This is a genomic window from Rathayibacter sp. VKM Ac-2835 (assembly GCF_013266705.1).
In the GTDB taxonomy this organism is placed as follows: Bacteria; Actinomycetota; Actinomycetes; order Actinomycetales; family Microbacteriaceae; genus Rathayibacter.
The window spans coordinates 84,293-109,733 of sequence record NZ_JABSNQ010000001.1; the positions used below are offsets into that span (position 1 = coordinate 84,293).

Genomic DNA, 25,441 nt, shown 5'->3' on the forward strand with positions numbered 1-25,441 from the left:
GACGTTACGGCCCGTGCGGCACGAGGTTTCGCGGATGTTACGAGCGGTGCCCCCGTGTGAACAGTGCGTTACGGCGCGCCGACGATCTCCCGCGTGCCGGCCGAGGAGATGCCGCGGAGGGAGGACGCCGCGCGCGGACGCGGCGTCAGGCGAACGCGCGCATCGACGTCAGCGCGATCAGGCGCGACATCGAGCGGAGGTACTTCTTGCGGTAGCCGCCGCTGAGCATGTCGCCGCCGAAGACCTCGTCGAGCGCGACGCCGGAGGCGAGCACCGGGATCTGCGCGTCGTACACGCGGTCGATGAAGGCGACGAGACGCAGCGCGTCCGTCTGGTCGGTGAGGGTGGCGACGTCGCGGAGCACGATCGCGTCGACCCCGTCGATCACCTTGATGTAGCGCGACGGGTGCACCGAGCCCAGGTGGTCCACCGCGGCCCGGAAGGAGTCGTCGGTCACGACCGCGCCGCTCGGAGCCGTCGAGACGAGCTCGTCGATCTCGGCGTCCGACCGGGTGACCGCGTGGCCCTCGATGTCGCGGCGGCGGTAGTCGGTGCCGTCGATCCGCATCGTCCGGAAGTGCTCGGCCATCGCGTGGATCTCCCGGAGGAAGTCCGCGGCGGCGAAGCGCCCCTCGCCCAGCGCGTTCGGCGGCGTGTTCGAGGTCGCCGCGATCCGGGTGCCGGAGGCGACCAGCTCGCCCAGCAGCCGGGTCATCAGCATCGTGTCCCCCGGGTCGTCCAGCTCGAACTCGTCGATGCAGAGCAGCGCCGAGCCCTTGAGCAGCGAGACCGTCGCCGCGTAGCCGAGGGCGCCGACCAGCGCGGTGTACTCGATGAACGTGCCGAAGTAGGTGCGGCCGGGCACCGCGTGCCAGATCGCCGCGAGCAGGTGGGTCTTGCCGACGCCGAAGCCGCCGTCGAGGTAGACGCCCGGCTTCACGACCGGCCCCTTCTTCCGGCCGAAGCCGAGGAACCCGCCTCCCCCGCCCTTGGAGCCGCCGCCGGCCGCGAACGCGCGCAGCGCCTCGACGGCCTCCGCCTGGGAGGGGTACTCCGGGTCGGGCCGGTAGCTCTCGAAGGTGGCGCCCTCGAACTGCCGCGGCGGCACCAGGGTGGAGGCGATCTCGTGGCCGCTGATCTGCGGGGAGCGCGCCGTCAGGCTGCTCGTCGAACGGACGTCGTCGGGGGTCACGCGGTCTCGCATCCTGCATCGAAGCACTGTGTCGGACGAGCACTGCGGGGAACACCGGCAGCACTGTGTCGAACTCTTACGGGGCCGTCCGTGCACCCGCGCACGAGGGCGCGTACTGTCGCTGAAGGGCGGCTCCCAGCGTAGCCCGCCCGCACCGCCGCCCATCCGAGAACCACGCCTGCGCCCCGCGCACCACCCTGGAGGTCCCTCTTGCCCGTTGAACTCGATCCGTCGCCGAAGTTCGCCACCTACGCGCACCCCGAACGACTCGTGAGCGGCGAGTGGCTCGAGCAGCGTCTCGGCACCCCGGGCCTCGTGGTCGTCGAGTCCGACGAGGACGTCCTGCTCTACGAGACCGGCCACATTCCCGGCTCGGTCAAGATCGACTGGCACACCGACCTCAACGACCCGGTGCAGCGCGACTACATCGAGGGCGACGCGTTCGCGGCCCTCGTCGGCGCGAAGGGCATCGCCCGCGACAGCACCGTCGTCATCTACGGCGACAAGAACAACTGGTGGGCCGCCTACGCCCTCTGGGTCTTCACCCTCTTCGGCCACGAGGACGTCCGACTGCTCGACGGCGGCCGCGACAAGTGGATCGCCGACGGCCGGCCGATCACCACCGACGCCTCGAGCCCCGCCGCGGTCGAGTACCCGGCGGTCGAGCGCCGCGACGGCGACATCCGCGCCTTCAAGGAGGACGTGCTCGCCCACTTCGGCAACCCGCTGATCGACGTCCGCTCCCCCGAGGAGTTCTCCGGCGCCCGCACCACCGCGCCGGCCTACCCGGAGGAGGGCGCCCTGCGCGCCGGCCACATCCCCAGCGCGCAGAACGTGCCGTGGGGCAAGGCCGCGGCCGAGGACGGGACCTTCCGCCCGCTCGACGAGCTGAACGGCATCTACCGCGACGGCGCGGGCCTCGCCGACGGCGACACCGTGATCGCCTACTGCCGGATCGGCGAGCGCTCCTCGCACACCTGGTTCGTGCTCACCCACCTGCTCGGCTTCGAGGGCGTCAAGAACTACGACGGCTCCTGGACCGAGTGGGGCAGCGCCGTCCGCGTCCCCATCGTCCAGGGCGCCGAGCCCGGCGAGGCCCCCGCGCCCCGCTGACCGTGCGGCGCCGACCGACCTCCGAGGGCCCCGTGCACATCCGTGCCGGGGCCCTCTCCCCTGCGACCCGCCGTCCGAGCGGATGAGAGAATCGATCCGATGACCACCGAACTGCTCTCCCCCGCGCTCCGCGACATCCGCGACGAGTTCCTCGCCCTCGAGAAGCCGGAGCGCCTCCAGCTCCTCCTCGAGTTCTCGAACGATCTCCCCGAGCTGCCCGAGCGCTACCGCGACCACCCCGACCTGTTCGAGCGGGTCGAGGAGTGCCAGTCGCCCGTCTTCATCGTCGTCGAGTTCGACGGCGACGTGATCCACCTGCACGCGACCGCGCCGCGCGAGGCGCCAACCACCCGCGGCTTCGCCTCGATCCTCGCCCAGGGCCTCGACGGCCTGACGCCCGAGCAGGTGCTCGCCGTGCCCGACGACTTCCCGCAGACCATCGGCCTGTCCGAGGCGGTCTCACCGCTGCGGCTGCGCGGGATGAGCGCGCTGCTCGGCCGCACCAAGCGCCAGATCCGCGCCCACCTCGCGGCCTGAGCCCCGCGCTTCAGCCCGGCACCGTGATCCTGCAGCCGCTCGTCCCCGCCGGTGCGGCGATCCGCCTCGGTGACGACGGCGCGCGGGCGGCGATCGAGGCGGCCTACCTCCCTGGCGCCGGCGTCCGTGTGCGGCTGAACATGATCGCGAGCGTCAACGGCTCGAGCATCGGCTCGGACGGCACGAGCGAGACGCTGACCAACCGCGTCGACCGGACGATCCTCGGCGTGATCCGCGCCCAGGCCGACGTCGTCCTCGTCGGCGCCGCCAGCGTCCGCGCGGAGGGCTACCGCGTGCCGAAGCGCGCGCCGCTCGCCGTCGTCTCGGCCTCCGGCGACCTGGCCGGCCACCGTCTCGAGGTGCAGGAAGGCGCCCGTGTGCTGCTGCTCCTGCCGGAGGGGCGCGAGGCGCCGGGCGGTCTCCCGCGCGGCGTCGAGGTCGTCCCCGTGCCCGCGACCGGCGAGCGGATGAGGGTCGACGCGATCCTCGCGGCCCTCGGCGCCCTCGGCCTCGAGCGGGTCGTCTGCGAGGGCGGCGCCTCCCTGTCGGGCCAGCTCCTGTCCTCCGGCCGCGTCGACGAGATCTGCCTGACCACCGCGCCCCGCGTCGTGCTCCCAGGTCTCCCCGTGGCGTCGACCGGCGCCCGCATCGACGACTCCTACGCCCTGACGTCGCTCGCCGCCGACGACGCCGGCTTCACCTACGCGCGCTGGACCCGGACCGGCTGAGCGCCCGCTCGGCGAGCCAGCGCTCGACCGACGACTCCCAGAGCGCGGGGTCGTCGTTCCAGAGCCGGGTGTGCCCGGCCCCGTGGAAGAGCACGAGCTCGACCAGGTCCGGTCGCGCCGCGGCGAGGGCCTCGGACGGACCGCTCGGCACGAAGTCGTCGTCGACGCTGTGCAGGAGCAGGACCGGGACGGTCAGCTCGCCGGCGCGCTCGACCAGGTCCATCGCCGCCAGCGGGACGTGGCTGCTCTGCCCGGTCAGGGCCGCCGACCACGGCCGCTGCATCGCCGTGAGGGCGAGCGCGGCGATCGGCGCCGGGATCCGGTTCAGCCGGGCCTGCTTCCGCAGGGTCACCCGCCAGTCGATCACCGGGGAGTCGAGCACGAGCCCCGCGATCAGGCCGCGGCGGCTCGAGCGGAGCGCGGTCTGCAGCACGATCGCCCCGCCCATCGACCAGCCGACGAGCACGATCCGCCGGGCGCCGCGCCGCTCGGCGAAGCGGATCGCGGCATCGATGTCGCGCCACTCCGTCTCCCCCAGCGCGTAGCGACGGTCGGGGCTCGACGGAGCATCGCCGTCGTTGCGGTAGGAGACGACCAGCGAGGTGAGCCCGGCGCTGTGGAACGCCGCCATCCCGCGCAGCGTCTCCTCGCGCGTCGTCGCACGGCCGTGCACGTGGATCGCCCAGACGTCGCCCTCGCCCCCGGCCGGGAAGAACCAGGCCGGAGCGGCGCCGAACTGCGTCGGCACCTCCTCCGCCGTGAACGGCAGGCCGGTCTCCCGCGGCGAGAGCAGCAGCCAGCCGTTGAGCCGCCCCCGCGCGCCGGGACGCAGCGTTCCGCGGTCGACCTGCCCGAGCTCCCGGACGACCCGTCCTCGCCCGGTCGCGAGCAGCCGCCCGATCCGCGCGTGCCCGCGCCCCTGGTCGAACCAGAGGCTGAAGCCGCCCCGGACCGCGGTGTCCACGGAGGCCGCCAGCTCGATCTCGTGCACCTCCGGCCGCACGGCGAGCACCCGGACGTCCTGCGCGCGACGCGAGGGCGGAGTGACCACCCCGCGGAGGAAGGCCGTCCCCAGTGCGGCGGCGCCGAGGGCCGTCAGCGCCGCGAGGGCGGGGGCCGCGAGGACCGCGGCGAGGACGACACCGGTGTGCGCGCTCTCCGCGGCGTGCCTGCGGGCTTCGAGCATGCGGGAACTCTAGTCTGCGAGCGTGCCCGAATTCCCAGCGCCGTCCCAGCTCCCGGAGGAGTTCCGCGCTGCGGTCGAGTCCCTGCGCCGGGCGACGACCCGCTCCGAGCTCACCGTCTCCGAGATCGCCTCGCCGGCCGGCCTCGCGCCGTACGCCGTCGCCCTCTCCGGCGACGTCTCGCCGCGGGCCCACGGCCGCGACTCGGAGCTGGGCACGGGCCGCTTCATCCTGCTCTACGACCCCGAGGAGCCCGAGCAGTGGGGCGGGCCGTTCCGCGTCGTCTGCTTCGCCCAGGCCCCGCTCGAGATCGAGATCGGCACCGACCCCTTCCTCGCCGAGGTCGCCTGGTCCTGGCTGATGGACGCGCTCGAGGTCCGCGGGGCGTTCTACACCGCCGCCTCGGGCACCGCGACCAAGGTCCTCTCGACCGGTTTCGGCGAGCTCGCCGCCCAGGGCGACGGCGCGCAGATCGAGATCCGGGCCTCCTGGAGCCCCGAGGATGCGCAGCTCGCTCCCCACGTGGAAGGCTGGGGCGAGCTGTTGTGCATGCTCGCGGGCCTCCCGCCCGTATCGGGCGACGGTGTGACCTCGCTCGCCTTCCGACGGAACAACCGTGACTGATTACCGTGTCCTCTCCACCCCCGACGAGTTCCTCGCCGCGGTCGACGCCCTCGCCGCCGGCGAGGGTCCCGTCGCCGTCGACGCCGAGCGCGCCTCCGGCTTCACCTACTCGCAGCGCGCGTACCTGATCCAGGTCTACCGGCGCGGAGCCGGCGCGTTCCTCTTCGACCCGCCCGCGATCGGCCGGATGGACGCCCTCCAGGCCGTGATCGGCGAGGAGGAGTGGATCCTGCACGCCGCCAGCCAGGACCTGGCCTGCCTGCGCGAGGTCGGCCTCGATCCCGTGCGCATCTTCGACACCGAGCTCGCCGCCCGCCTGCTCGGCCTGCCCAAGGTCGGCCTCGGCGCCGTCGTCGAGGACCTGCTCGGCATCCACCTCGCCAAGGAGCACTCGGCCGCCGACTGGTCGACCCGCCCCCTGCCGCAGAGCTGGCTCGTCTACGCCGCGAAGGACGTCGAGCTGCTGCCCGACCTGCGCGACCGGATGGCCGAGATGCTGGTCGAGGCCCGCAAGACCCGGATCGCCCGCGAGGAGTTCGAGGCGACCCTGGCCCGGCAGCCCAAGCCGGTCCCGGCCGAGCCGTGGCGCCGCCTCTCCGGCATGCACGCTCTGCGCGGCCCGCGCGCCCTCGCCATCGCCCGCGAGCTCTGGCTGGCCCGCGACGCCTTCGCCCGCGAGCGCGACATCGCACCCGGCCGGCTGATCCCCGACTCCTCGATCATCGCCGTGTCGCGCAACGTCCCGACGAGCCTCGGCCAGCTCTCCGGCCGCCGCGACTTCACCGGTCGCGCCAGCCGCGGCGAGGTCGAGCGCTGGTGGGCCGCGATCGAGCGCGGCCAGAGCACCGAGGACCTGCCCGGCCCGGTGCGCCCCGCGGCCGACACCCTTCCGCCGCCGCGGGCGTGGGGCGACCGCAACCCGGCCGCCGACGCCCGCCTGAAGGCGGCCCGCGCCGTCGTCGGCGAGATCGCCGAGCTGCTCTCGCTGCCGGTGGAGAATCTGCTCACGCCCGAGCTGGTCCGCCGCCTCGCCTGGAACCCGCCGGAACCGATCGACAAGGACTCCGTCGCCGCCGAGCTGGAGCGCGCGGGAGCCCGCTCCTGGCAGATCGACGCGACCGCCGGCTCGCTCGCCACCGCCTTTGTGGAAGCCGGGCAAGCACCGGTCGAGGGCACGGAACCCGCTTCGTAGGAAGAAGCAAAGGATTCCGGTGCCCGACGCCGCCTTCCTACGATCGGAAGGACGTCCGGTTTCCGAGAGGGCGTCCCGTTTTCAGGAGGCACTGTGGCCGAGAGATCCGAAGTCGTGTTCGTCGACGGAGTCCGTACTCCGTTCGGACGGGCCGGTGAGAAGGGCATGTACTGGCAGACCCGGGCCGACGACCTCGTCGTCAAGGCCATGATCGGTCTGCTCGAGCGCAACACCGCCCTGCCAAAGGAGCGCGTGGACGAGGTCGCCATCGCCGCGACCACCCAGCAGGGCGACCAGGGCCTGACCCTCGGCCGCACCGCCGCGCTCCTCGCGGGCCTGCCGCGCTCCGTCCCCGGCTACGCGATCGACCGGATGTGCGCGGGCGCGATGACCTCGGTCACCACGACCGCCGGCGGCATCGCCTTCGGCGCCTACGACGTCGTGATCGCCGGCGGTGTCGAGCACATGGGCCGCCACCCGATGGGCTTCAACGCCGATCCCAACCCGCGCTTCCTCTCCGAGCGCCTGGTCGGCGAGGAGGCCCTCAACATGGGCAAGACGGCGGAGAAGATCCACGACCGCTTCCCGCAGCTCACCAAGAGCCGCTCCGACCACTACGCCCTGCGCAGCCAGCAGAAGCTCGCCGAGGCCTACCGCAACGGGAACGTCCAGCCGGATCTCATCCCCGTCGCCACCCGCAGCGCCGCCGGCTGGGGCCTCGCCACCGCCGACGAGGCGCCGCGCCCCGAGACCACGCTCGAGGGCCTCGCCACCCTGCGCACCCCGTTCCGCCCGCACGGACGCGTCACCGCGGGCAACTCCTCCGGGCTCAACGACGGCGCCGCCATCTCGCTGCTCGCCAGCGCCGACGCCGCGAAGGAGCTCGGCCTCCCCGAGAAGATGCGCCTGGTCAGCTTCGCCTTCGCCGGCGTCGAGCCCGAGATCATGGGCATCGGCCCGGTCCCCTCGACCGAGAAGGCGCTGAAGAAGGCCGGGCTCGGCATCGAGGACATCGGCCTCTTCGAGCTCAACGAGGCGTTCGCCGTGCAGGTGCTCTCCTTCCTCGACCACTTCGGCATCGACGACGACGACCCGCGGGTCAACGAGTACGGCGGAGCGATCGCGATCGGCCACCCGCTCGCCTCGTCCGGCGTCCGGCTGATGATCCAGCTGGCCCGGCAGTTCGAGGCGCACCCCGAGGTCCGCTACGGCCTGACCGCGATGTGCGTCGGTCTCGGCCAGGGCGGCTCGGTCATCTGGGAGAACCCGCACTTCGACGGCAAGCGCGCACGACGGAAGGGACGCTGACCCATGCTCGAAGGATTCGAGGACCTGGTCGATCTCGCCGAGGGCGAGGTCGTCACCCACTCCTACGTCCGCGACGTGCCGCTGCCCAGCGGCCGCGTCCTGGCGCTGATCACGCTCGACAACGACCGCGACCACACGCGGCCGAGCACCTTCGGCCCCGCCGGACTGTTCGAGCTGGCCGACGTGCTGCTCGCCCAGCAGGCGCGCGCGAAGGCCGGCGAGATCCAGGCGGTGGGAGTGACGGGCAAGCCGTTCATCCTCGCCGCCGGCGCCGACCTCAGCAAGGTCGGCAGCATCCCGAGCCACGAGATCGGCCGCCAGCTGGCGCGCCTGGGCCACACGACGCTCGGCATGCTGTCCGAGCTCGGCGTCCCCTCGTTCGTCTTCATCAACGGGCTCGCGCTCGGCGGCGGCACCGAGATCGCCCTGAACGCCGACTACCGCACCGTGGACGCCTCGATCCCCGCGCTCGGGCTGCCCGAGGTCTTCCTCGGCATCATCCCCGGCTGGGGCGGCGCCTGGCTGCTGCCGAACCTGATCGGCATCGAGAACGCCCTCAAGGTGATCGTCGAGAACCCGCTGAAGAACAACCGGACCCTCAAGGGCCAGGACGTCTTCGACCTCGGCATCGCCGACGCGATCTTCCCCTCCGCGAGCTTCCTCGAGAACTCGCTGGTCTGGGCCGACGGCGTCCTCGACGGGAGCGTCGAGGTGAAGCGGCCGAACGTGCCCGGGAAGATCGAGCGGCTGGTCAAGTGGGACGCCGCGATCGCCATCGCGCGCAAGCAGCTCGAGTCGAAGATCGGCACCGTCGCCGCCTCGCCGTACCGCGCGCTCGACCTGCTCAAGGCCGCCAGGAGTAGCACCCGCGAGGAGGGCTTCGCCGCCGAGGACGAGGCCCTGGCCGATCTCGTGTCCGGCGACCAGTTCCGCGCGAGCATCTACGCCTTCGATCTCGTGCAGAAACGGGCGAAGCGCCCCGCGGGCGCCCCGGACAAGAGCCTCGCCAAGCCGGTCACGAAGGTGGGTGTCATCGGCGCGGGTCTGATGGCCACCCAGTTCGCGCTGCTCTTCGTCCGCCGCCTCCAGGTGCCGGTGGTCATCACCGACCTCGACCAGGAGCGCGTCGACCGCGGCGTCGCGAGCATCGTCGGCGAGATCGACACCCTGCTCGCCAAGGGCCGCCTCTCCCCCGACGACGCCAACCGCCTGCGCGGTCTCGTCACCGGAACGACCGATCGCGCCGACTTCGCGGACGCCGACTGGGTGATCGAGGCCGTCTTCGAGGAGCTCTCCGTCAAGCAGGAGGTCTTCGCCGACATCGAGCGCTACGTCTCCCCGACCGCCGTCCTCGCGACGAACACCTCGTCGCTCTCGGTCGAGCGGATCGGCGAGCGGCTCGAGCACCCGGAGCGCCTGGTCGGCTTCCACTTCTTCAACCCGGTGGCCGTGATGCCGCTGATCGAGGTCGTGAACACGCCGCAGACCGACGACGAGACGCTCTCGACGGCCATGGTGACGGCGGCGAAGCTGAAGAAGAACGCCGTCATCACCCGCGACACCCCGGGCTTCGTGGTCAACCGCGTCCTGGCGAAGGTCCTCGGCGAGGCGATGCACGCCGTCGACACCGGAACGCCCTTCGAGGTCGTCGAGGCGTCGCTCGAGCCGTTCGGACTGCCGATGACGCCGTTCGAGCTGCTCGAGCTGGTCGGCCTCAAGGTCGGCGCGCACGTCCTCGACACGCATCACGCGGCGTTCCCGGACCGCTTCTACGACAGTGCCAACCTGCACCGCCTGGCCGAGCTGGGCCACGTGTTCGAGCGCGACGCCAAGGGCCGGGTGAAGGGCGTGGACAAGCGCGCCGTCGCGATCGTCAAGGGCGGCTCCGATCCGATGACGCCGGAGGAGCTGCGCCTGCGCGTCGAGACCGGCCTCGCCGACGAGGTGAAGCGGATGCTCGACGACGACGTGGTCCACGCTGCGGAGGACATCGACCTCTGCCTCATCCTCGGCGCCGGCTACCCGTTCCAGATGGGCGGCCTGACGCCCTACCTCGACCGCGTCGGCGCGAGCGAGCGCGCCTTCGGCGGCACGTTCCACGAGCCGGCCGTCCGCGGGGTCCAGTAGCCGCAGGAACGGCGAGAACGCAGGAGGGCGCCCACCGATCCGGTGGGCGCCCTCTCTCGTACGTGGAGCGCGCTCAGTCCTTGCGGGCGTCGTCGTGCGCCGCGACCTCTTCGGGCAGCGGGCGCGCGACCGGGATCTTGCTGCCGAGCACCTGGGCGACGACGTCGCGGGCGATGTGCTGCGGGGTCAGTCCGACGTCCTCGAGGATCTCCTCGCGCTTGGCGTGGTCGAGGAACTGATCCGGCAGCCCCAGCTCGGTGACGGCCGTGTCGACGCCGGCCTCGCGGAGGTCCTGGCGGATCCGGGTGCCGATGCCGCCGACGCGGACGCCGTCCTCGATCGAGATCACGAGGCGGTGCTCGGCCGCGAGGTCGATGACGCTGCGCGGCACCGGCACGACCCAGCGCGGGTCGATGACCGTGGCGCCGATGCCCTGCGCGGCGAGGCGACGGGCGACGTCGAGGCCCATCGCGGCCATCGGTCCGACGGTGACGATCAGCACGTCCCGGCGCTCCGAGCGCAGCAGCACGTCCACGCCGTCGTCGAGGCGCTCGAGCGCGTCGATCTCGTCGCCTACGTTGCCCTTGGAGAAGCGCACGACGGTCGGCGCGTCGGTCACGCCGACGGCTTCACGCAGCTCCTCGCGCAGGCGCACGGAGTCGCGCGGCGCGGCGAGGCGGATGTTCGGGACGACCTGGAGGATCGCCAGGTCCCACATGCCGTGGTGGCTCGGCCCGTCGGGGCCCGTGACTCCGGCGCGGTCGAGCACGAAGGTGACGCCGGCGCGGTGCAGCGCCACATCCATCAGCACCTGGTCGAAGGCGCGGTTGACGAAGGTCGCGTAGAGCGCGACGACGGGGTGCAGACCGCCGAAGGCGAGACCGGCGGCCGAGGTCACGGCGTGCTGCTCCGCGATGCCGACATCGAAGACGCGGTCCGGGTACTTCTCGGCCAGGCGGTCGAGGCCCACCGGACGGAGCATCGCGGCGGTGATGCCGACGATCGTCGGGTCCTCGTCGGCGAGGGTGACGATCTCCTCCGCGAAGACCGAGGTCCAGGAGCGGGCGCCGCTCGCGCTGAGCGGCTCGCCGGTCTCCGGGTCGATCTGGCCGACCGCGTGGAACTGGTCCGCGAGGTCCTGGACGGCGGGCTCGAAGCCCTTGCCCTTCTGGGTGATCGCGTGCACGATCACCGGCGTGCCGTAGTCCTTGGCCTGCTGGAGCGCCTCCTCCATCGCGGTGAGGTCGTGTCCGTCGATCGGGCCGAGGTACTTGATGTCGAGGTTGGAGTACAGCGCCTCGTTGTTGATGAAGCGGCTGAGGAAGCCGTGCAGGCCGCCGCGCACTCCGCGGTAGACCGCGGCCGCGGGGCCGCCCAGGCGCTCGGAGACGGCGCGCGAGCCGCGGTGCAGCGTGCGGTAGGTGCGCCGGGTGCGCACGCCGTTGAGGAAGCGCGCCATGCCGCCGATGGTCGGGGCGTAGGAGCGGCCGTTGTCGTTGACGACGATGACGAGCCCACGGGAGTTGTCGTCGCTGATGTTGTTCAGCGCCTCCCAGGTCATCCCGCCGGTGAGCGCGCCGTCGCCGACGACCGCGACCACATGGCGGTCCGTCTGCCCGGTCATCGTGAACGCGCGCGAGATGCCGTCCGCCCAGGACAGCGAGCTCGACGCGTGCGAGCTCTCGACGATGTCGTGCGGCGACTCGGAGCGCTGCGGGTAGCCGGCGAGACCGCCGCGCTGCCGCAGGCCGGAGAAGTCCTGGCGGCCTGTGAGCAGCTTGTGGACGTAGGACTGGTGCCCGGTGTCGAAGATGATCGCGTCGTGCGGCGAGTCGAAGACGCGGTGGATCGCGATGGTCGTCTCGACGACGCCGAGGTTCGGGCCGAGGTGGCCGCCGGTCTTGGACACCTCGCGCACCAGGAAGTCGCGGATCTCGACGGCGAGCGTCTCGAGCTCCGTCCGGGTCAGGCGATCGAGGTCGCGCGGTCCGGCGATGGTCTCGAGAACAGCCATGCGCGCCGCCTTCCGGGGGATGTCTGGGGGGGTGTGGACGTCTCCCGAGTCTACGCACGGGGTCCGGTGGAACAGGTGCGCGCCTCCCCTGCTTGCGGGGAGGCGCGCACACGTGCTCGGGATCAGACCAGCGAGCGCAGCACGTACTGCAGGATCCCGCCGTTGCGGTAGTAGTCCGCCTCACCGGGGGTGTCGATGCGGACGACCGCGTCGAACTCGATCGGCTGCTTGCCCTCGGGCGAGTCGGAGGTCGGCGTCGCGACGACGTGCACCGTCTTGGGCGTCACGCCTTCGTTCAGCGCCTCGATGCCCGAGATGCTGATCGACTCGGTGCCGTCGAGCCCGAGCGAGGCCCAGGTCTCACCCTGCGGGAACTGCAGCGGGACGACGCCCATGCCGATCAGGTTCGAGCGGTGGATCCGCTCGAAGCTCTCGACGATGACGGCCTTGACGCCCAGCAGGCTGGTGCCCTTGGCCGCCCAGTCGCGCGACGAGCCCGAGCCGTACTCCTTGCCGCCGAGGATCACCAGCGGGGTGCCCTGCGCCTGGTAGTTCTGCGACGCGTCGTAGATGAACGACTGCGGGCCGCCCTCCTGCGTGAAGTCGCGGGTGTACCCGCCCTCGACGTTGTCGAGCAGCTGGTTGCGCAGGCGGATGTTCGCGAACGTGCCGCGGATCATCACCTCGTGGTTGCCGCGGCGGGAGCCGTAGGAGTTGTAGTCCTTGCGGTCCACGCGGTGCTCGGCGAGGTACTGCCCGGCCGGGCTGTCGGCCTTGATCGAGCCGGCGGGGCTGATGTGGTCGGTGGTGACCGAGTCGCCCAGCTTCGCGAGCACGCGGGCGTCGGCGATGTCGGTGACCGGGGTCGTCTCCATCGTCATGCCGTCGAAGTAGGGGGGCTTCCGGACGTAGGTGGAGTCCTCGTCCCACTCGAAGATCGAGCCCTCGGGGGTCTGCAGCGAGCGCCAGCGCTCGTCGCCGTCGAACACGCCGGCGTACTGCGTGTCGAACATCGACTTGTCGATCGAGGAGTCGATCGTCGCCTGGACCTCGGCCGCGTCGGGCCAGATGTCCTTGAGGAAGACGTCGTTGCCCTCGGTGTCGGTGCCCAGGGCATCGACCTCGAAGTCGAAGTTCATCGAGCCGGCGAGGGCGTAGGCGATGACGAGCGGCGGGCTCGCCAGGTAGTTCATCTTCACGTCCGGGTTGATCCGGCCCTCGAAGTTGCGGTTGCCCGAGAGGACGGCCGTGACGGCGAGGTCGTTCTCCTGCACCGCGGTCGAGATCTCCTCGAGCAGCGGGCCGGAGTTGCCGATGCAGGTCGTGCAGCCGTAGCCGACGGTGAAGAAGCCGAGGGCCTCGAGCGACTCGGTCAGCCCCGCCTTCTCGTAGTAGTCGGTGACGACCTTCGAGCCCGGAGCCAGCGTGGTCTTGACCCACGGCTTGGCCTTGAGGCCCTTCTGGGCCGCGTTGCGGGCCAGCAGGCCGGCCGCGAGCATCACCGAGGGGTTCGACGTGTTGGTGCACGAGGTGATCGCCGCGATCGCGACGGCGCCGTGGTCGATCGTGAAGCTTTCGTGGCCCTCGCCGAGCTCGACCGTGGTCGGCTTGGAGACGGTGCTCGGAGCGTGCGAGCGGTGCGTGTGCGAGTGCTCGCTGTACTCGTCCTGCGGCTGGAGCTCGCCCGGGTCGGACGCGGGGAACGACTCGGTCAGCGTGAGGTCGACGATGTCGTGCGTCACGTCGGCGTAGTTGTTGAGGTCCGACTCGAACTGCGTCTTCGCCGAGGTGAGCTCGATGCGGTCCTGCGGGCGCTTCGGCCCGGCGATCGAGGGGACGACCGTGCTGAGGTCCAGCTCGAGGTACTCGCTGAAGACCGGCTCGACCGCGGGGTCGTGCCAGAGCTTCTGCAGCTTGGAGTACTGCTCGACCAGGGCGATCTGCTCGTCGCTGCGGCCGGTGAGGCGCAGGTAGTCGAGGGTCACGTCGTCGATGGGGAACATCGCGGCGGTCGAGCCGAACTCGGGGCTCATGTTGCCGATGGTCGCGCGGTTCGCGAGCGGCACCTGGGCGACGCCGGCGCCGTAGAACTCGACGAACTTGCCGACGACGCCGTGCTTGCGCAGCATCTCGGTGATCGTGAGGACGACGTCGGTCGCGGTCACGCCGGCCGGGATGGCGCCGGACAGCTTGAAGCCGACGACCTTGGGGATGAGCATCGACACGGGCTGGCCGAGCATGGCCGCCTCGGCCTCGATGCCGCCGACGCCCCAGCCGAGCACGCCGAGCCCGTTCACCATGGTGGTGTGCGAGTCGGTGCCGACGCAGGTGTCGGGGTACGCGCGGAGCACGCCGCCGACCTCGCGGGTCATGGTGACGCGGGCCAGGTACTCGATGTTGACCTGGTGGACGATGCCGGTTCCGGGCGGGACGACCTTGAAGTCGTCGAACGCGGTCTGGCCCCAGCGCAGGAACTGGTAGCGCTCGCCGTTGCGCTCGTACTCGAGCTCGACGTTGCGCTCGAGGGCGTCCGCGGTGCCGAAGAGGTCCGCGATGACCGAGTGGTCGATCACCATCTCGGCCGGCGCGAGCGGGTTGATCTTGTTCGCGTCGCCGCCGAGGGCCGCGACGGCCTCGCGCATGGTGGCGAGGTCGACGATGCAGGGCACACCGGTGAAGTCCTGCATCACGACGCGCGCGGGCGTGAACTGGATCTCGGTGTCGGGCTCCGACTCCGGCACCCACTCGCCCAGGGCGCGGATGTGGTCGGCCGTGATGTTGGCGCCGTCCTCCGTGCGGAGCAGGTTCTCGAGCAGCACCTTGAGGCTGAACGGGAGCTTCTCGTGACCGGGGACCCGGTCGATGCGGAACACCTCGTAGTCGGTCGAGCCGACCTTCAGGTTGTCTTTCGATCCAAAGCTGTCTACCGCGGACACGTCGCCCTCTCCTTCGCTGACGTGGGCTCCGCCGACGGGCGCACCCACATATCCGTGTCCATCTTGGCGACCGCGCACAGCGCCCCGCCACCAAGGAGGACCTAACTATTTATCTTGACGTCGAGACAACTCTACGCGCGTTCGGCGGGCGGAGCCGCCTCGTCCCGCTCCGCCGCACCCCGGTACTCGGCGCGCACGGCCAGGACGGTGAGCACCAGCAGCGGTGCGTAGAGCGGCAGGCCGAGCACGAGCTTCCAGGTGCCCAGCGCCGTCGCGTCTCCCGCGAGGAAGAGCGGGTACTGCACCGCGAGCCGCAGGAAGAAGAGGGCAGCCCAGGCGAGGGTGAGCAGGGAGAAGAGCCGGCGCTTGCGCCGGTCGTCCCGCCAGGCCGTGCCGTCGCCCATCAGGTAGCCGGCCGCGACGCCGATCAGGGGCCAGCGCGCGAGCACCGAGACGAGGAAGACGAGCCCGTAGGCGAGGTTGGTGATCAGGCCGGGCACGAAGTTGTCGACCGCGCGGCCGGTGATCAGCGCGAGGGCGGCCGAGACCACGACGCCGAGCAGACCGCCCACCGCCTGGATGACGGGGGTGCGCCCGAGGATCCGCGCGACCGTGAACAGCACGGCCATCCCGACGGAGGCGACGAGCGAGAGCACGAGCTCGCCGGTGATCGTGAAGAGGAGGACGAAGGCGACGCCGGGCACGACGGCCTCGAGGATCCCGCGGACGCCGCCCATCGAGCCGAGCAGCGCGCGGCCGTCGAAGGGCTCGCCGTCGGCGACCACGCCGAGTCCGGAGCGGCGGGCGGCCTTCGCGATCGCCTCGCCGACCTCCGGCTGGACAGCGCGCTCGGGCTGATCGGCGCGCTCCGCCTGCGGGTCGCCCTCGGGACTCATCCCGCTCAGCTCGCGCTCTGCTGGGTCTGGCCGCTGTCCGGCATCTTGAGCGGGATCAGGTCGCGCGGGGGCATCGGGCCGGAGCCGCGGACCACGACGACACTGCGGAAGAGGTCTTCGACGGCGGCCGCGGCCTGCTCGTCGGTCGCGCCCGCACCGGCGATGACGCCGCGGAGGAACCAGCGCGGTCCGTCGACGCCGACGAAGCGGGCGACGCGCACGCCGCCGCCGGCGAGCGGGAGCTGCGCCACGATCTCGGGGCCGAAGACGCCCTCGCGCTCCTCGGTGCTGCCGCCTTGGCGGCCGATCTGCTCGGCGATCTGCCCGCGTATCTCGTGCCACAGGCCCGAGGAGCGCGGCGCGGCGAACGGCTGCACCTGCAGAGTCGAGCCGGCGAAGTCGAGGCCCACGGCGATGACGCGCTTCGTCGCCTCCTCGACCTCGAGGCGGATGTGCATGCCCTCGCGGGGCAGCACCTTCACCCCGCCGAGATCGATGTAGGGGCGGACCGGGTTGGCCTCGCGCTCGTCGAGCGGGCCGGCCTCCGCGCGGTCCGCGGGCGCGGACTTCTCGAAGTCCTGCGCGGCGGTCTCGACGGCCGCGTCGTCGGTGCCGGCGGGCTGGATGTCGCTCATGCGTTCTCCTCGTTGGTGCGGACGTCTGCTGCGCCGGACGCGTCCGGTGCCGATGCTGCGGTGGCGTAGCCGGTCGAGCCGAAGCCGCCGGTGCCGCGGACGGACTCCGAGAGCTCCTCGACGGCGGTGAAGCGGGCCCGGACGACGGGCAGGATCACGAGCTGCGCGATCCGGTCGCCGGCGACGATGCGATACGGCTCGCGGGCGTCGGTGTTCAGGAGCGCCACGCGGATCTCGCCGCGGTAGCCGGCGTCGATGGTGCCGGGGGCGTTCACGATGGTGAGGCCGTGCTTGAAGGCGAGTCCGCTGCGCGGCACGACGAAGCCGACGTGGCCGTCCGGCAGGGCGATCGAGACCCCGGTGCCGACGCTGGCCCGCTCGCCGGGAGCGAGCACGAGCTCCTCCGTGGAGCGCAGATCGGCTCCGGCGTCGCCGGGGTGGGCGTAGAACGGGACCTCGTCCGCGCGGATCGGGACGTCGACGGTTTCGTTCACGTGACGAGGGTAGACCAATCGTCTGATGCAATAGGGACATGCCGTCCTACCGAGAGAGGCTGTGGCCCGCGCCCTGGCTCTTCGTCTCCACCGCCCTCGTGATCCCCGCCAGCATCCTGGTCTTCGCGCCGATCGACCTGTTCGCAGGCGTGGTCGTCGCGCTGGTGCTCTACGGCGGCACCGTGGCGACGCTGCTGGCGACGTCGCCGACCCTCGAGGTCGTCGACGGCGAGCTGTGGGCGGGCCGGGCGCACATCCCGCTCGAGCTGGTGGGCGATCCGGTCGCCTACACCGGCGAGCGGGCGTTCGCTCAGCGCGGACCGCGACTGGACGCCAGGGCGTTCCTCGTCATCCGCGGCTGGGTGCGCGACGTCGTCCGGGTCCCGATCGAGGACCCCGCCGACCCGACGCCGTACTGGCTGCTGTCGAGCAGGCGCCCCAACGACGTCGTCGCCGCGATCCAGGAGGGATCACGGCGACGGGGCGCTGGTCTTTCGGAGCCGGAAGAGGCCTAGGCGGCGCACTCCAGGCAGATCGGGCCGAGCTTCTCCTCGTGGTCGATCTGCGAGCGGTGCTTCACCAGGAAGCAGCTGACGCACGTGAACTCGTCCGCCTGCGGCGGAAGGACCACGACGTCCAGATCGAGGTCGGACAGATCGGCACCGGGCAGTTCGAATCCGCCCGGGTTGTCGGCGTCATCGACGTCGACGACACCGGACATCTTGTCGGGGACTCGCTCCTTCAGGGCCTCGATCGACTCGGAGTCGTCATCGGTCTTGCGGGGGGCGTCGTAGTCCGTAGCCATTCCCATCCACTTCTTAAATTCAGTCGTTCAACAAATCGGCGGGGACAGTGTGCATCAAGAAGTATCGATGCGCAAACCGCTTCGAACGCGTCTTGACAGCCGCTGCCGCGCCCTCTTCCGCACCAACTTTCGACCCGCCCGCGGTATTCCCGGGGAACGGCCCGTTCGCGTGCGATCCTGAGCCGGTTCGCGGCAGGCACGGGCTCGTCCGCGGCCAGAAGGAGGTCCAGCACGATGATGGAACTGAAGGTGATCGGCGTCGAGAGCGGATCGCTCGTCCTCGTCTCGGACGGCGGGGAGCGGTTCTCCGTCCGCATCGACGAGACGCTGCAGAGCCAGCTGCGCCCGCGCGTGCACTCGCTGCCGCCGCGGGAGAAGCGCGTGTCGCCCCGCGAGATCCAGGCGCACATCCGTGCCGGCCTCTCCGCCGAGGAGGTCGCCGAGCTCACGGGTGCCGACCTCGACTACGTCGCCCGCTTCGAGGGCCCGGTCACGGCCGAGCGCGAGCACATCGTCGCCTCCGCCCTCGCCGTCCGCGTCTACACGAGCGCCGATCCCGACCCGCTCGAGGAGGGCACGCCCTTCGGCGACGTCATCCGCGAGCGCCTGGGCGCCCTCGGCGCCGAGGGCGAGCAGTGGTCGAGCTGGAAGGAGGAGGAGGGCTGGGTCGTCAAGCTGCTCTTCCGCTCCGACGAGATCGACCACGACGCCCGCTGGCGCTTCGACCCCAAGAAGGCGCTCCTCTCCCCCCTCACCGCCGAGGCGACCACGCTCTCGCAGCAGGGCGAGATCCGGCCGACGCTGATCCCGCGCCTGCGCGCCGTCATCCCCGCCGCCGTCGACGAGCTCGCCACCCGCTTCGACACCGACGCGTTCGCGAAGCCCGCGGAGGAGCCGTCGCGCGCGGAGCGCCAGGGCTCCGACCGCTCCGGCTCCGAGCGTTCCGGCTCCGAGCGCCAGGGGCCCTCGCGCCTCCCCCACTCGCGACCCGCCGCCTCACGCCCGTCCGACACCGAGCCCCAGCCGGCGCTCTCCGACACCCCGCGCCCGGTCTCCACGCTCCCCCGCCCGGTGACCAGCACGACCGAGCAGCGCGAGCGCAACCTCAACGACACGGCCGACCTGCTCGACGCACTCCGCCGCCGCCGCGGCGAGCGCGACCACGCCTCCTCGGCGCGGGTCCGCGAGGAGCCGCAGCCGGAGGCGCCCGCGGTCGTCGCCCCGAAGGCTCCCGAGCCCGAGCGCCCCGCGGCACCGGCCGCCGAGCACCCCGCGGCAGGCGGACGGACCTCGATCCGCCGCGGCCGCGCGGCCATCCCCAGCTGGGACGAGATCGTCTTCGGAGCCCGCAGCGACGACTGACCTCCGGCCGGCGCTCCCCGGCGTCAGATCCCGGAGAGCGCGCCGAAGCCGAGCAGCGGCACCTGGGTCTCCTCGGGCGTGAGCGACCCGTGCTGGCCGATCATCGACCGGCCGGAGGCGTCCTCGGCCGAGTAGTAGGCGATCGCCTTGCGCGCGGCGACGAACACGTCGCCCATCCGCTCGGCCGCCGGGGCGCCGATCTCGCCGAACCAGCCGCTCGCGGCGACCTCGTCGCGCGTCGCGATCCAGGCCCGGGATCCCTCCGCCTCGGCCCAGCGCGCCGCGACCGCCGCGGGCTCGACGCCGGGCTCGAGGTGCAGCTGCAGGCATCGCGGCTCGCCGGCCAGGTGGCGCACGCCCTCGAGCAGAGCGGGGTCGCGCACCAGGACGTGCGACGAAGCGGGGACGTCGAGCACGCCGTGGTCGGCGGTGACGAGCACGCCCTCGCGTCCGGAGAGCCCTCGGACGAAAGCCGCGACCTCGCCGTCGAGCGACTCCAGCGCCGACGTCCACTCCGGCGACTCCCAGCCGCGCGCGTGCGCCGTCATGTCGAGCTCGGGGACGTAGAGGTAGACCAGCTGCCGGCCGCCCCGGTCGAGCAGGCCGCGCGCCGCGGCGAAGCGCTCGGCGACTCCCCCGGCGACCCGGTACTCGGCGCCGCGCAGGATCGCCCGGGTGAGCCCCGAGTGCGCGTACCGGGCGGCGCCGATGACGCTCGCCGCGACGCCCGCCTCGACGGCGCGCTCGAAGACGGTGGGGTGCGGCTGCCACTGCTCCGGGACCATCCGCTCGTCCCAGCCGGACAGCTGGTTCACCAGGCGGTCGTGCTCGCGGTCGAGCACGCGGTAGCCGACCATCCCGTGCTCCCCGGGCCGCCGGCCGGTGGTGAGGCTCGCGAGGGCCGCCGCGGTCGTCGTCGGGAAGCCGGAGACGAGGGTCGTGGCCTTCGTGAGGGCGGGTGCGAGCGTGCGGGCGTGCCCGGCGCGCTGGCGCAGGTTGGCCGCTCCGAGGCCGTCGACCAGGACGACGACGATCCGCTCGACGCGCGTCGAGCCGAACGTTCCCGGGCGGCCGAGGAGGGCGTCGAGAGCGCCGGGGAGGACGTCGGCGAGGCTCCGCCGCCCGGCGGGGACGGCCGGTAGCATGGGGGTCATCGCGCCCAGTTTCGCACGCTGCGCCCTTCCGCGGAGCGTGCCCCGCCGTGCCTGCGCCCGCTACCGAAGTGAGACATGAACGCTGCACCCCCTCCCTCCGGATCCTCCCTGACCGAGCGCATCGAGGACGTCGACGTCTCGGCCGAGATGGAGGGGTCGTTCCTCGAGTACGCCTACTCGGTCATCTACTCCCGCGCCCTGCCCGACGCCCGCGACGGCCTGAAGCCCGTGCAGCGCCGCATCCTCTACATGATGAGCGAGATGGGCCTGCGCCCGGACCGCGGCCACGTGAAGTCGGCCCGCGTCGTCGGCGAGGTGATGGGCAAGCTGCACCCGCACGGCGACGCCTCCATCTACGACTCCCTCGTGCGCCTCGCGCAGCCGTTCACGCTGCGGGTCCCGCTCGTCGACGGCCACGGCAACTTCGGCTCGCTCGACGACGGCCCCGCCGCCGCCCGCTACACCGAGGCCCGCCTCGCCGCCGCCGCGACGGCGATGACGGAGCACCTCGACGAGGACGTCGTCGACTTCGTCCCCAACTACGACAACTCGCACGACCAGCCCGAGGTGCTCCCGGCGGCGTTCCCGAACCTCCTCGTCAACGGCGCGAGCGGCATCGCGGTCGGCATGGCCACCAACATGGCCCCGCACAACCTGATCGAGGTCATCGGAGCGGCGCGGCACCTGATCGCGCACCCCGACGCCTCCCTGGACGACCTGATGTCCTTCGTCCCCGGCCCCGACTTCCCGAGCGGCGGCACGATCGTCGGGCTCGCCGGCGTCCGCGACGCCTACGCGACCGGCCGCGGCAGCTTCAAGACCCGCGCGCGCGTGTCGGTCGAGAGCATCACCGCTCGCAAGTCCGGCCTCGTCGTCACCGAGCTGCCCTATCTCGTCGGCGCCGAGAAGGTCATCGACAAGATCAAGGACGGCGTCCAGAACAAGAAGCTCAGCGGGATCGCCGACGTCACCGATCTCACCGACCGCGACAACGGCCTGCGCCTCGTGATCGGGATCAAGACCGGCTTCAGCCCCGAGGCGGTGCTCGAGCAGCTGTACCGCTACACGCCGCTCGAGGACGCCTTCTCGATCAACAACGTCGCGCTCGTCGACGGCCAGCCCCGCACGCTCGGCCTCAAGGAGCTGCTGCAGGTCTACGTCGGCCACCGCCTGACCGTGGTGACCCGCCGCTCCCGCTACCGCCTCCGGAAGCGCCAGGAGCGGCTGCACCTGGTCGAGGGCCTGCTGATCGCGATCCTCGACATCGACGAGGTCATCCAGCTGATCCGCGCGAGCGACGACACTGCGGCCGCCCGGGCCCGGCTGATCGAGGTCTTCGACCTCAGCACGATCCAGGCCGAGTACATCCTCGAGCTGCAGCTGCGCCGCCTGACGAGGTTCTCCCGCATCGAGCTCGAGACCGAGCGCGACACGCTGCTCGCCGAGATCGCCGAGCTCGAGGAGCTGCTGGCCAGTCGCAGCCGCCTGGAGGCGCTGGTCTCCGACGAGCTCGACGAGGTCGCGCAGCGCCTCGGCACGCCACGGCGCACCCTGCTCACCGAGGCGCGCCCCTCCGTCGCCACGACCGGCCGGAAGGCCGCCGCCGTGCTCGAGATCGCCGACCTGCCCTGCCGGGTGCTGCTGAGCACCACCGGTCGGATGGTCCGCATCGACCGCGACCCGGACGCGGCGCCGCACCCCGAGCGCGCGACCCGGCGCAGCAAGCACGACGCGGTCCTCAGCACCATCGACACCACCACGCGCGCCGAGATCGGCGCGGTGACGACCGCCGGCCGCCTGCTGCGCTTCTCCCCCGTCGACGTGCCCGCCGTCCCGTCCTCCTCCGTGCAGCTCGGCGCGGGTGTCCGGATGAGCGACTACCTCAGCCACCTCGCGAAGGACGAGCGCGTCCTCGCCCTGGTCGCCCTCGACGACCCCCGCCCGATCGCCCTGGGCACCCTGCAGGGCACGGTCAAGCGCGTCGCCCCCGGCGACCTGCCGAACCGGCCGGACATCGAGCTGATCGCGCTGCGGCCGAAGGACGCGGTCGTCGGCGCCGCGCCGTCGGCCGACGAGGACGAGCTCGTCTTCGTCACCGGCGAGGCCCAGCTGCTGCGCTTCTCCGCGTCGGCCGTCCGACCGCAGGGCCGGACCGCGGCGGGCATGGCCGGCGTCAAGATCAGCGAGACCGACGAGGTCGTCTCGTTCGCGGTCGTGCCCGAGTCCGAGCGCGACGAGACGGTCGTCGCGACCGTCGCCGTCGACAGCTGGGCCCTCACCGGGACCGACACCGGCAGCGCCAAGGTGTCGGCGTTCTCGGAGTTCCCGCCCAAGGGCCGCGCGACCGGCGGCGTCCGCGCGCAGCGCTTCCTCAAGGGCGAGACCGCCCTCGGCGTCGCCTGGGTCGGCCCCGGCCCGGCGCACGCGCTCGAGGCCGACGGCAGCGTCGCGGCGCTCCCCGACTCCGGGATGAAGCGCGACGGCTCCGGCGTCGCCCTCGCCGCTCCGGTCGCGAGCATCGGCGCGGCTCCCGAGCAGTTCTAGGCCGTCGTCCCGCGCCACCGCGGCGCGGGACGACCCTCAGACGTCGATGCGGTCGCGCGAGAGCGTCTCGGAGCCGCGGACGATGAACTCCTTGCGCGGCGCCACCTCGTTGCCCATCAGCAGCTCGAAGACCCGGCCCGCGTTCTCGGCGTCCGAGACCTTCACCCGGCGCAGCGTCCGCCGCGAGCGGTCCATCGTGGTCAGCGCGAGCTGGTCGGCGTCCATCTCGCCGAGGCCCTTGTAGCGCTGGATCGGGTCCTGGTAGCGCCGGTTCGCCTTCGACAGCCCGGCGAGGACGCCCTGCAGCTCCTTCTCGGAGTAGGTGTAGATCGTCTCGTTCGGCTTCCTGCCCGAGTTCATCACCACGACCCGGTGCAGCGGCGGGACTGCGGCGAACACCCGGCCGGCCTCGACCAGCGGCCGCATGTAGCGGAAGAACAGGGTGAGCAGCAGCGTGCGGATGTGCGCGCCGTCGACGTCGGCGTCGCTCATCAGGATGATCTTCCCGTAGCGCGCGGCGGGCAGCTCGAAGGAGCGGCCCGACCCCGCCCCGATCACCTGGATCATCGAGGCGCACTCGGTGTTCGAGAGCATGTCGGCGATGCTCGCCTTCTGCACGTTGAGGATCTTGCCGCGGATCGGCAGCAGCGCCTGGTACTCGCTGTTGCGGGCCAGCTTCGCGGTGCCCAGCGCCGAGTCGCCCTCGACGATGAACAGCTCGCTGTTCTCGACGTCGTTGCTGCGGCAGTCGACGAGCTTGGCCGGCAGGGACGAGGACTCGAGCGCGTTCTTCCGCCGCTGCGTCTCCTTGTGCGCGCGGGCCGAGATCCGGGACTTCATCTCGGCGACGAGCTTCTCGAGCAGCTGCGACATCTGCGCCTTGTCCTCGCGCTTCGTCGAGGCGAACACGGCGCCGAGGGTCGAGGTGATCGTCTGCGCGACGATCGCGCGGACGGCCGGCGTGCCGAGGATCTCCTTCGTCTGTCCCTCGAACTGCGGCTCGGGCAGGCGCACGGTCAGCACCGCGGTGAGCCCCGCGAGAGCGTCGTCCTTCTCCAGCTTGTCGGAGCCCGCCTTGAGCTTCCGGGCGTTCGCCTCGACCTGGGCGCGGAGGAGCTTCAGGAGGCCCTGCTCGAAGCCGGTCTGGTGCGTGCCGCCCTTGGGTGTCGAGATGATGTTGACGAAGCTGCGCAGCACGGTCTCGTAGCCGGTGCCCCAGCGCAGCGCGATGTCGACCTCGCAGGTCCGCTCGACCTCGGTCGGCACCATCGCGCCGCCGGGGGTGAGCACCGGCACGGTCTCGGTGAAGGTGCCGCTGCCGGAGAGCCGCAGCACGTCGGTGACCGCCGCGTCCGGAGCGAGGAACTCGACGAACTCCGAGATGCCGCCGTCGTAGCGGAACATCTCGGCGCGGCGCTCCTCCTCGCGGTCGTCGACGATGTCGATCGTGAGCCCCGGCACCAGGAAGGCGGTCTGCCGGGCGCGGGTGACGAGGTCGTCGGTCTGGAAGGCGGCGCCCTTCGTGAAGATCTGCCGGTCGGCCCAGTAGCGGACCCGCGTCCCGGTGACGCCCTTCTTCACCTTGCCGACGATCTCCAGCTCGGAGCCGTTCTCGAACGGCGAGAACGGGGCGTCCGGGGTCGGCTCGCCCGAGTCCGCGAAGCGGCCGGGCTCGCCGCGGTGGAAGGACATCCGGTAGGTGCGGCCGTCGCGGTCGACCTCGACGTCGAGCCGCTCGGACAGCGCGTTCACCACGGACGCGCCCACGCCGTGCAGTCCACCGGAGGCGGCGTACGAGCCGGAGCCGAACTTGCCGCCGGCGTGCAGCTTGGTGAAGACGACCTCGACGCCGGTGAGCCCCGTCTTGGGCTCGATGTCGACCGGGATGCCGCGGGCGCGGTCGCGGACCTCCACGCTGTCGTCCTTGTGCAGCACCACGCTGATCTCGGTGCCGTGCCCGGCGAGGGCCTCGTCGACCGAGTTGTCGATGACCTCCCAGAGGCAGTGCATCAGGCCGCGGGAGTCCGTGGAGCCGATGTACATGCCGGGGCGCTTGCGCACCGCCTCGAGGCCCTCGAGGACGGAGAGGTGCCGTGCGGAGTAGTCGGTGGAGGCCATCCGTTCAGTCTACTTTCGAGGGCCGACACCCCCGCCGAGGCGCCCCGGACCGCTGCCGCACCCGGATCCGCCTGGGAAGTGATCCCGAGGACCTACGCGCAGAGCGAAATGCCACGGGATCGACTCTGCCGGGAAACATCCGCGTGCTTTGATGGTTGGACCAAGGGAAGGACGGAGCCGAGAGGCCGAGTCCACCGAAGTCGAAGACCCGAGCGCAGGAGGCCACGTCATGTCGACCACAGCAACCCAGAACGGCGTGGACGAGCTCGCTGGATCGCAGCAGCTCTCCGCGGCAGACCGCTGCGACAGCTGCGGAGCCCAGGCCTACATCCGTGTCGTCGTGAACAGCGGAGAGCTTCTGTTCTGCGCGCACCACGGCAAGAAGTACCAGGAGAAGCTCTCCAGCATCGCCCAGAGCTGGCACGACGAGTCGGCGCGCCTCTTCGAGGAGCAGCGCCCCTAGTCAGCCCGCCCACCT

Annotated in this window: 21 protein-coding genes; 11 read left to right on the forward strand and 10 right to left on the reverse strand. The window is 71.9% G+C overall.

Annotated features, from left to right (window positions below):
- Window positions 1-145: 145 nt before the first annotated feature.
- Complete coding sequence (gene zapE, locus HRK28_RS00400; protein ID WP_367948308.1) at window positions 146-1,192, reverse strand: cell division protein ZapE; 1,047 nt, start codon at window positions 1,190-1,192, stop codon at window positions 146-148.
- 210 nt (window positions 1,193-1,402) lie between these two features.
- Between zapE and HRK28_RS00405 the strand changes: the two genes are divergently transcribed.
- The 3 genes from HRK28_RS00405 (at window position 1,403) to HRK28_RS00415 (ending at window position 3,570) form a co-directional block, all read left to right on the forward strand.
- Entirely contained in the window at window positions 1,403-2,305 is a 903-nt protein-coding gene (locus HRK28_RS00405) for a sulfurtransferase (RefSeq protein WP_173250036.1), read from the forward strand.
- Between the two features lie 99 nt (window positions 2,306-2,404).
- On the forward strand, window positions 2,405-2,842 hold the full coding sequence (locus HRK28_RS00410) for a SufE family protein (RefSeq protein ID WP_160089179.1): 438 nt from the start codon (window positions 2,405-2,407) through the stop codon (window positions 2,840-2,842).
- A 23-nt stretch (window positions 2,843-2,865) separates the two neighbouring features.
- Window positions 2,866-3,570, forward strand: a complete 705-nt coding sequence (locus HRK28_RS00415; protein ID WP_367948309.1) for a dihydrofolate reductase family protein — start codon at window positions 2,866-2,868, stop codon at window positions 3,568-3,570.
- On the opposite strand, the gene HRK28_RS00420 is transcribed toward HRK28_RS00415, so the two are convergent.
- Window positions 3,539-4,756, reverse strand: coding sequence for a S9 family peptidase (locus tag HRK28_RS00420; RefSeq protein ID WP_173250038.1), 1,218 nt, complete (start codon window positions 4,754-4,756; stop codon window positions 3,539-3,541). The two genes, HRK28_RS00415 and HRK28_RS00420, sit on opposite strands and share 32 nt — an antisense overlap.
- A 22-nt stretch (window positions 4,757-4,778) precedes the next feature.
- Here HRK28_RS00420 and HRK28_RS00425 point away from each other — a divergent pair, with 22 nt between their 5' ends.
- From HRK28_RS00425 to HRK28_RS00440, 4 genes are all read left to right on the forward strand, one after another.
- Window positions 4,779-5,378: a DUF3000 domain-containing protein gene (locus HRK28_RS00425; RefSeq protein ID WP_173250040.1), complete on the forward strand. Its 600-nt coding sequence runs from the start codon at window positions 4,779-4,781 to the stop codon at window positions 5,376-5,378.
- Complete coding sequence (locus HRK28_RS00430; RefSeq protein ID WP_173250042.1) at window positions 5,371-6,570, forward strand: ribonuclease D; 1,200 nt, start codon at window positions 5,371-5,373, stop codon at window positions 6,568-6,570. The genes HRK28_RS00425 and HRK28_RS00430 overlap by 8 nt, the downstream gene beginning before the upstream one ends.
- Window positions 6,571-6,663: 93 nt before the next feature.
- Complete coding sequence (locus HRK28_RS00435) at window positions 6,664-7,878, forward strand: thiolase family protein (RefSeq protein WP_173250044.1); 1,215 nt, start codon at window positions 6,664-6,666, stop codon at window positions 7,876-7,878.
- A gap of 3 nt (window positions 7,879-7,881) precedes the next feature.
- On the forward strand, window positions 7,882-10,005 hold the full coding sequence (locus HRK28_RS00440; RefSeq protein ID WP_173250047.1) for a 3-hydroxyacyl-CoA dehydrogenase NAD-binding domain-containing protein: 2,124 nt from the start codon (window positions 7,882-7,884) through the stop codon (window positions 10,003-10,005).
- Between the two features lie 73 nt (window positions 10,006-10,078).
- On the opposite strand, the gene dxs is transcribed toward HRK28_RS00440, so the two are convergent.
- From dxs to dut, 5 genes are all read right to left on the reverse strand, one after another.
- Complete coding sequence (gene dxs / locus HRK28_RS00445; RefSeq protein ID WP_160089167.1) at window positions 10,079-12,019, reverse strand: 1-deoxy-D-xylulose-5-phosphate synthase; 1,941 nt, start codon at window positions 12,017-12,019, stop codon at window positions 10,079-10,081.
- A 122-nt stretch (window positions 12,020-12,141) separates the two neighbouring features.
- Window positions 12,142-14,955, reverse strand: a complete 2,814-nt coding sequence (acnA, locus tag HRK28_RS00450) for an aconitate hydratase AcnA (RefSeq protein ID WP_160089165.1) — start codon at window positions 14,953-14,955, stop codon at window positions 12,142-12,144.
- A 131-nt stretch (window positions 14,956-15,086) separates the two neighbouring features.
- A complete protein-coding gene (locus tag HRK28_RS00455) occupies window positions 15,087-15,851 on the reverse strand; it encodes a DUF3159 domain-containing protein (RefSeq protein ID WP_160089163.1) in 765 nt (254 codons plus the stop codon).
- Between the two features lie 5 nt (window positions 15,852-15,856).
- Window positions 15,857-16,486, reverse strand: a complete 630-nt coding sequence (locus HRK28_RS00460; protein ID WP_160089161.1) for a DUF3710 domain-containing protein — start codon at window positions 16,484-16,486, stop codon at window positions 15,857-15,859.
- Window positions 16,483-16,980 carry a dUTP diphosphatase gene (gene dut, locus HRK28_RS00465; protein WP_173250049.1) on the reverse strand — a complete coding sequence of 166 codons (498 nt, stop codon included), beginning with the start codon at window positions 16,978-16,980 and terminating at the stop codon, window positions 16,483-16,485. The genes HRK28_RS00460 and dut overlap by 4 nt, the downstream gene beginning before the upstream one ends.
- 38 nt (window positions 16,981-17,018) lie before the next feature.
- On the opposite strand from dut, the gene HRK28_RS00470 reads away from it, so the two are divergent.
- Entirely contained in the window at window positions 17,019-17,495 is a 477-nt protein-coding gene (locus tag HRK28_RS00470; protein WP_160089157.1) for a DUF3093 domain-containing protein, read from the forward strand.
- On the opposite strand, the gene HRK28_RS00475 is transcribed toward HRK28_RS00470, so the two are convergent.
- Entirely contained in the window at window positions 17,492-17,785 is a 294-nt protein-coding gene (locus HRK28_RS00475; protein ID WP_055792269.1) for a DUF4193 domain-containing protein, read from the reverse strand. The genes HRK28_RS00470 and HRK28_RS00475 overlap by 4 nt on opposite strands.
- A gap of 234 nt (window positions 17,786-18,019) precedes the next feature.
- On the opposite strand from HRK28_RS00475, the gene sepH reads away from it, so the two are divergent.
- The gene (gene sepH / locus HRK28_RS00480; RefSeq protein ID WP_160089155.1) at window positions 18,020-19,147 is read left to right on the forward strand and encodes a septation protein SepH; all 1,128 of its coding nucleotides are present in this window, start codon (window positions 18,020-18,022) and stop codon (window positions 19,145-19,147) included.
- Window positions 19,148-19,170: 23 nt separating this feature from the next.
- Here sepH and HRK28_RS00485 read toward each other — a convergent pair whose 3' ends face one another.
- Window positions 19,171-20,301 (reverse strand): alkaline phosphatase family protein, encoded by a 1,131-nt coding sequence (locus HRK28_RS00485; RefSeq protein ID WP_173250051.1) that lies wholly within the window; start codon window positions 20,299-20,301, stop codon window positions 19,171-19,173.
- Between the two features lie 75 nt (window positions 20,302-20,376).
- On the opposite strand from HRK28_RS00485, the gene HRK28_RS00490 reads away from it, so the two are divergent.
- Window positions 20,377-22,845, forward strand: coding sequence for a DNA topoisomerase (ATP-hydrolyzing) subunit A (locus tag HRK28_RS00490; protein WP_160089153.1), 2,469 nt, complete (start codon window positions 20,377-20,379; stop codon window positions 22,843-22,845).
- Window positions 22,846-22,881: 36 nt separating this feature from the next.
- On the opposite strand, the gene HRK28_RS00495 is transcribed toward HRK28_RS00490, so the two are convergent.
- Window positions 22,882-24,963 carry a type IIA DNA topoisomerase subunit B gene (locus HRK28_RS00495; protein WP_160089151.1) on the reverse strand — a complete coding sequence of 694 codons (2,082 nt, stop codon included), beginning with the start codon at window positions 24,961-24,963 and terminating at the stop codon, window positions 22,882-22,884.
- A 229-nt stretch (window positions 24,964-25,192) separates the two neighbouring features.
- Here HRK28_RS00495 and HRK28_RS00500 point away from each other — a divergent pair, with 229 nt between their 5' ends.
- Complete coding sequence (locus HRK28_RS00500) at window positions 25,193-25,426, forward strand: hypothetical protein (RefSeq protein WP_123445851.1); 234 nt, start codon at window positions 25,193-25,195, stop codon at window positions 25,424-25,426.
- Window positions 25,427-25,441 lie beyond the last annotated feature (15 nt).

Bases quoted from the DNA above. Each gene is read 5' to 3' on its own strand.
- HRK28_RS00410 (WP_160089179.1), top strand. From the start codon at position 2,405: ATGACCACCGAACTGCTCTCCCCCGCGCTCCGCGACATCCGCGACGAG.
- HRK28_RS00420 (WP_173250038.1), bottom strand. From the start codon at position 4,756: ATGCTCGAAGCCCGCAGGCACGCCGCGGAGAGCGCGCACACCGGTGTC.
- HRK28_RS00440 (WP_173250047.1), top strand. From the start codon at position 7,882: ATGCTCGAAGGATTCGAGGACCTGGTCGATCTCGCCGAGGGCGAGGTC.
- dxs (WP_160089167.1), bottom strand. From the start codon at position 12,019: ATGGCTGTTCTCGAGACCATCGCCGGACCGCGCGACCTCGATCGCCTG.
- HRK28_RS00455 (WP_160089163.1), bottom strand. From the start codon at position 15,851: ATGAGTCCCGAGGGCGACCCGCAGGCGGAGCGCGCCGATCAGCCCGAG.
- HRK28_RS00460 (WP_160089161.1), bottom strand. From the start codon at position 16,486: ATGAGCGACATCCAGCCCGCCGGCACCGACGACGCGGCCGTCGAGACC.
- HRK28_RS00470 (WP_160089157.1), top strand. From the start codon at position 17,019: ATGCCGTCCTACCGAGAGAGGCTGTGGCCCGCGCCCTGGCTCTTCGTC.
- HRK28_RS00475 (WP_055792269.1), bottom strand. From the start codon at position 17,785: ATGGCTACGGACTACGACGCCCCCCGCAAGACCGATGACGACTCCGAG.
- sepH (WP_160089155.1), top strand. From the start codon at position 18,020: ATGATGGAACTGAAGGTGATCGGCGTCGAGAGCGGATCGCTCGTCCTC.
- HRK28_RS00485 (WP_173250051.1), bottom strand. From the start codon at position 20,301: ATGACCCCCATGCTACCGGCCGTCCCCGCCGGGCGGCGGAGCCTCGCC.
- HRK28_RS00490 (WP_160089153.1), top strand. From the start codon at position 20,377: ATGAACGCTGCACCCCCTCCCTCCGGATCCTCCCTGACCGAGCGCATC.
- HRK28_RS00495 (WP_160089151.1), bottom strand. From the start codon at position 24,963: ATGGCCTCCACCGACTACTCCGCACGGCACCTCTCCGTCCTCGAGGGC.
- HRK28_RS00500 (WP_123445851.1), top strand. From the start codon at position 25,193: ATGTCGACCACAGCAACCCAGAACGGCGTGGACGAGCTCGCTGGATCG.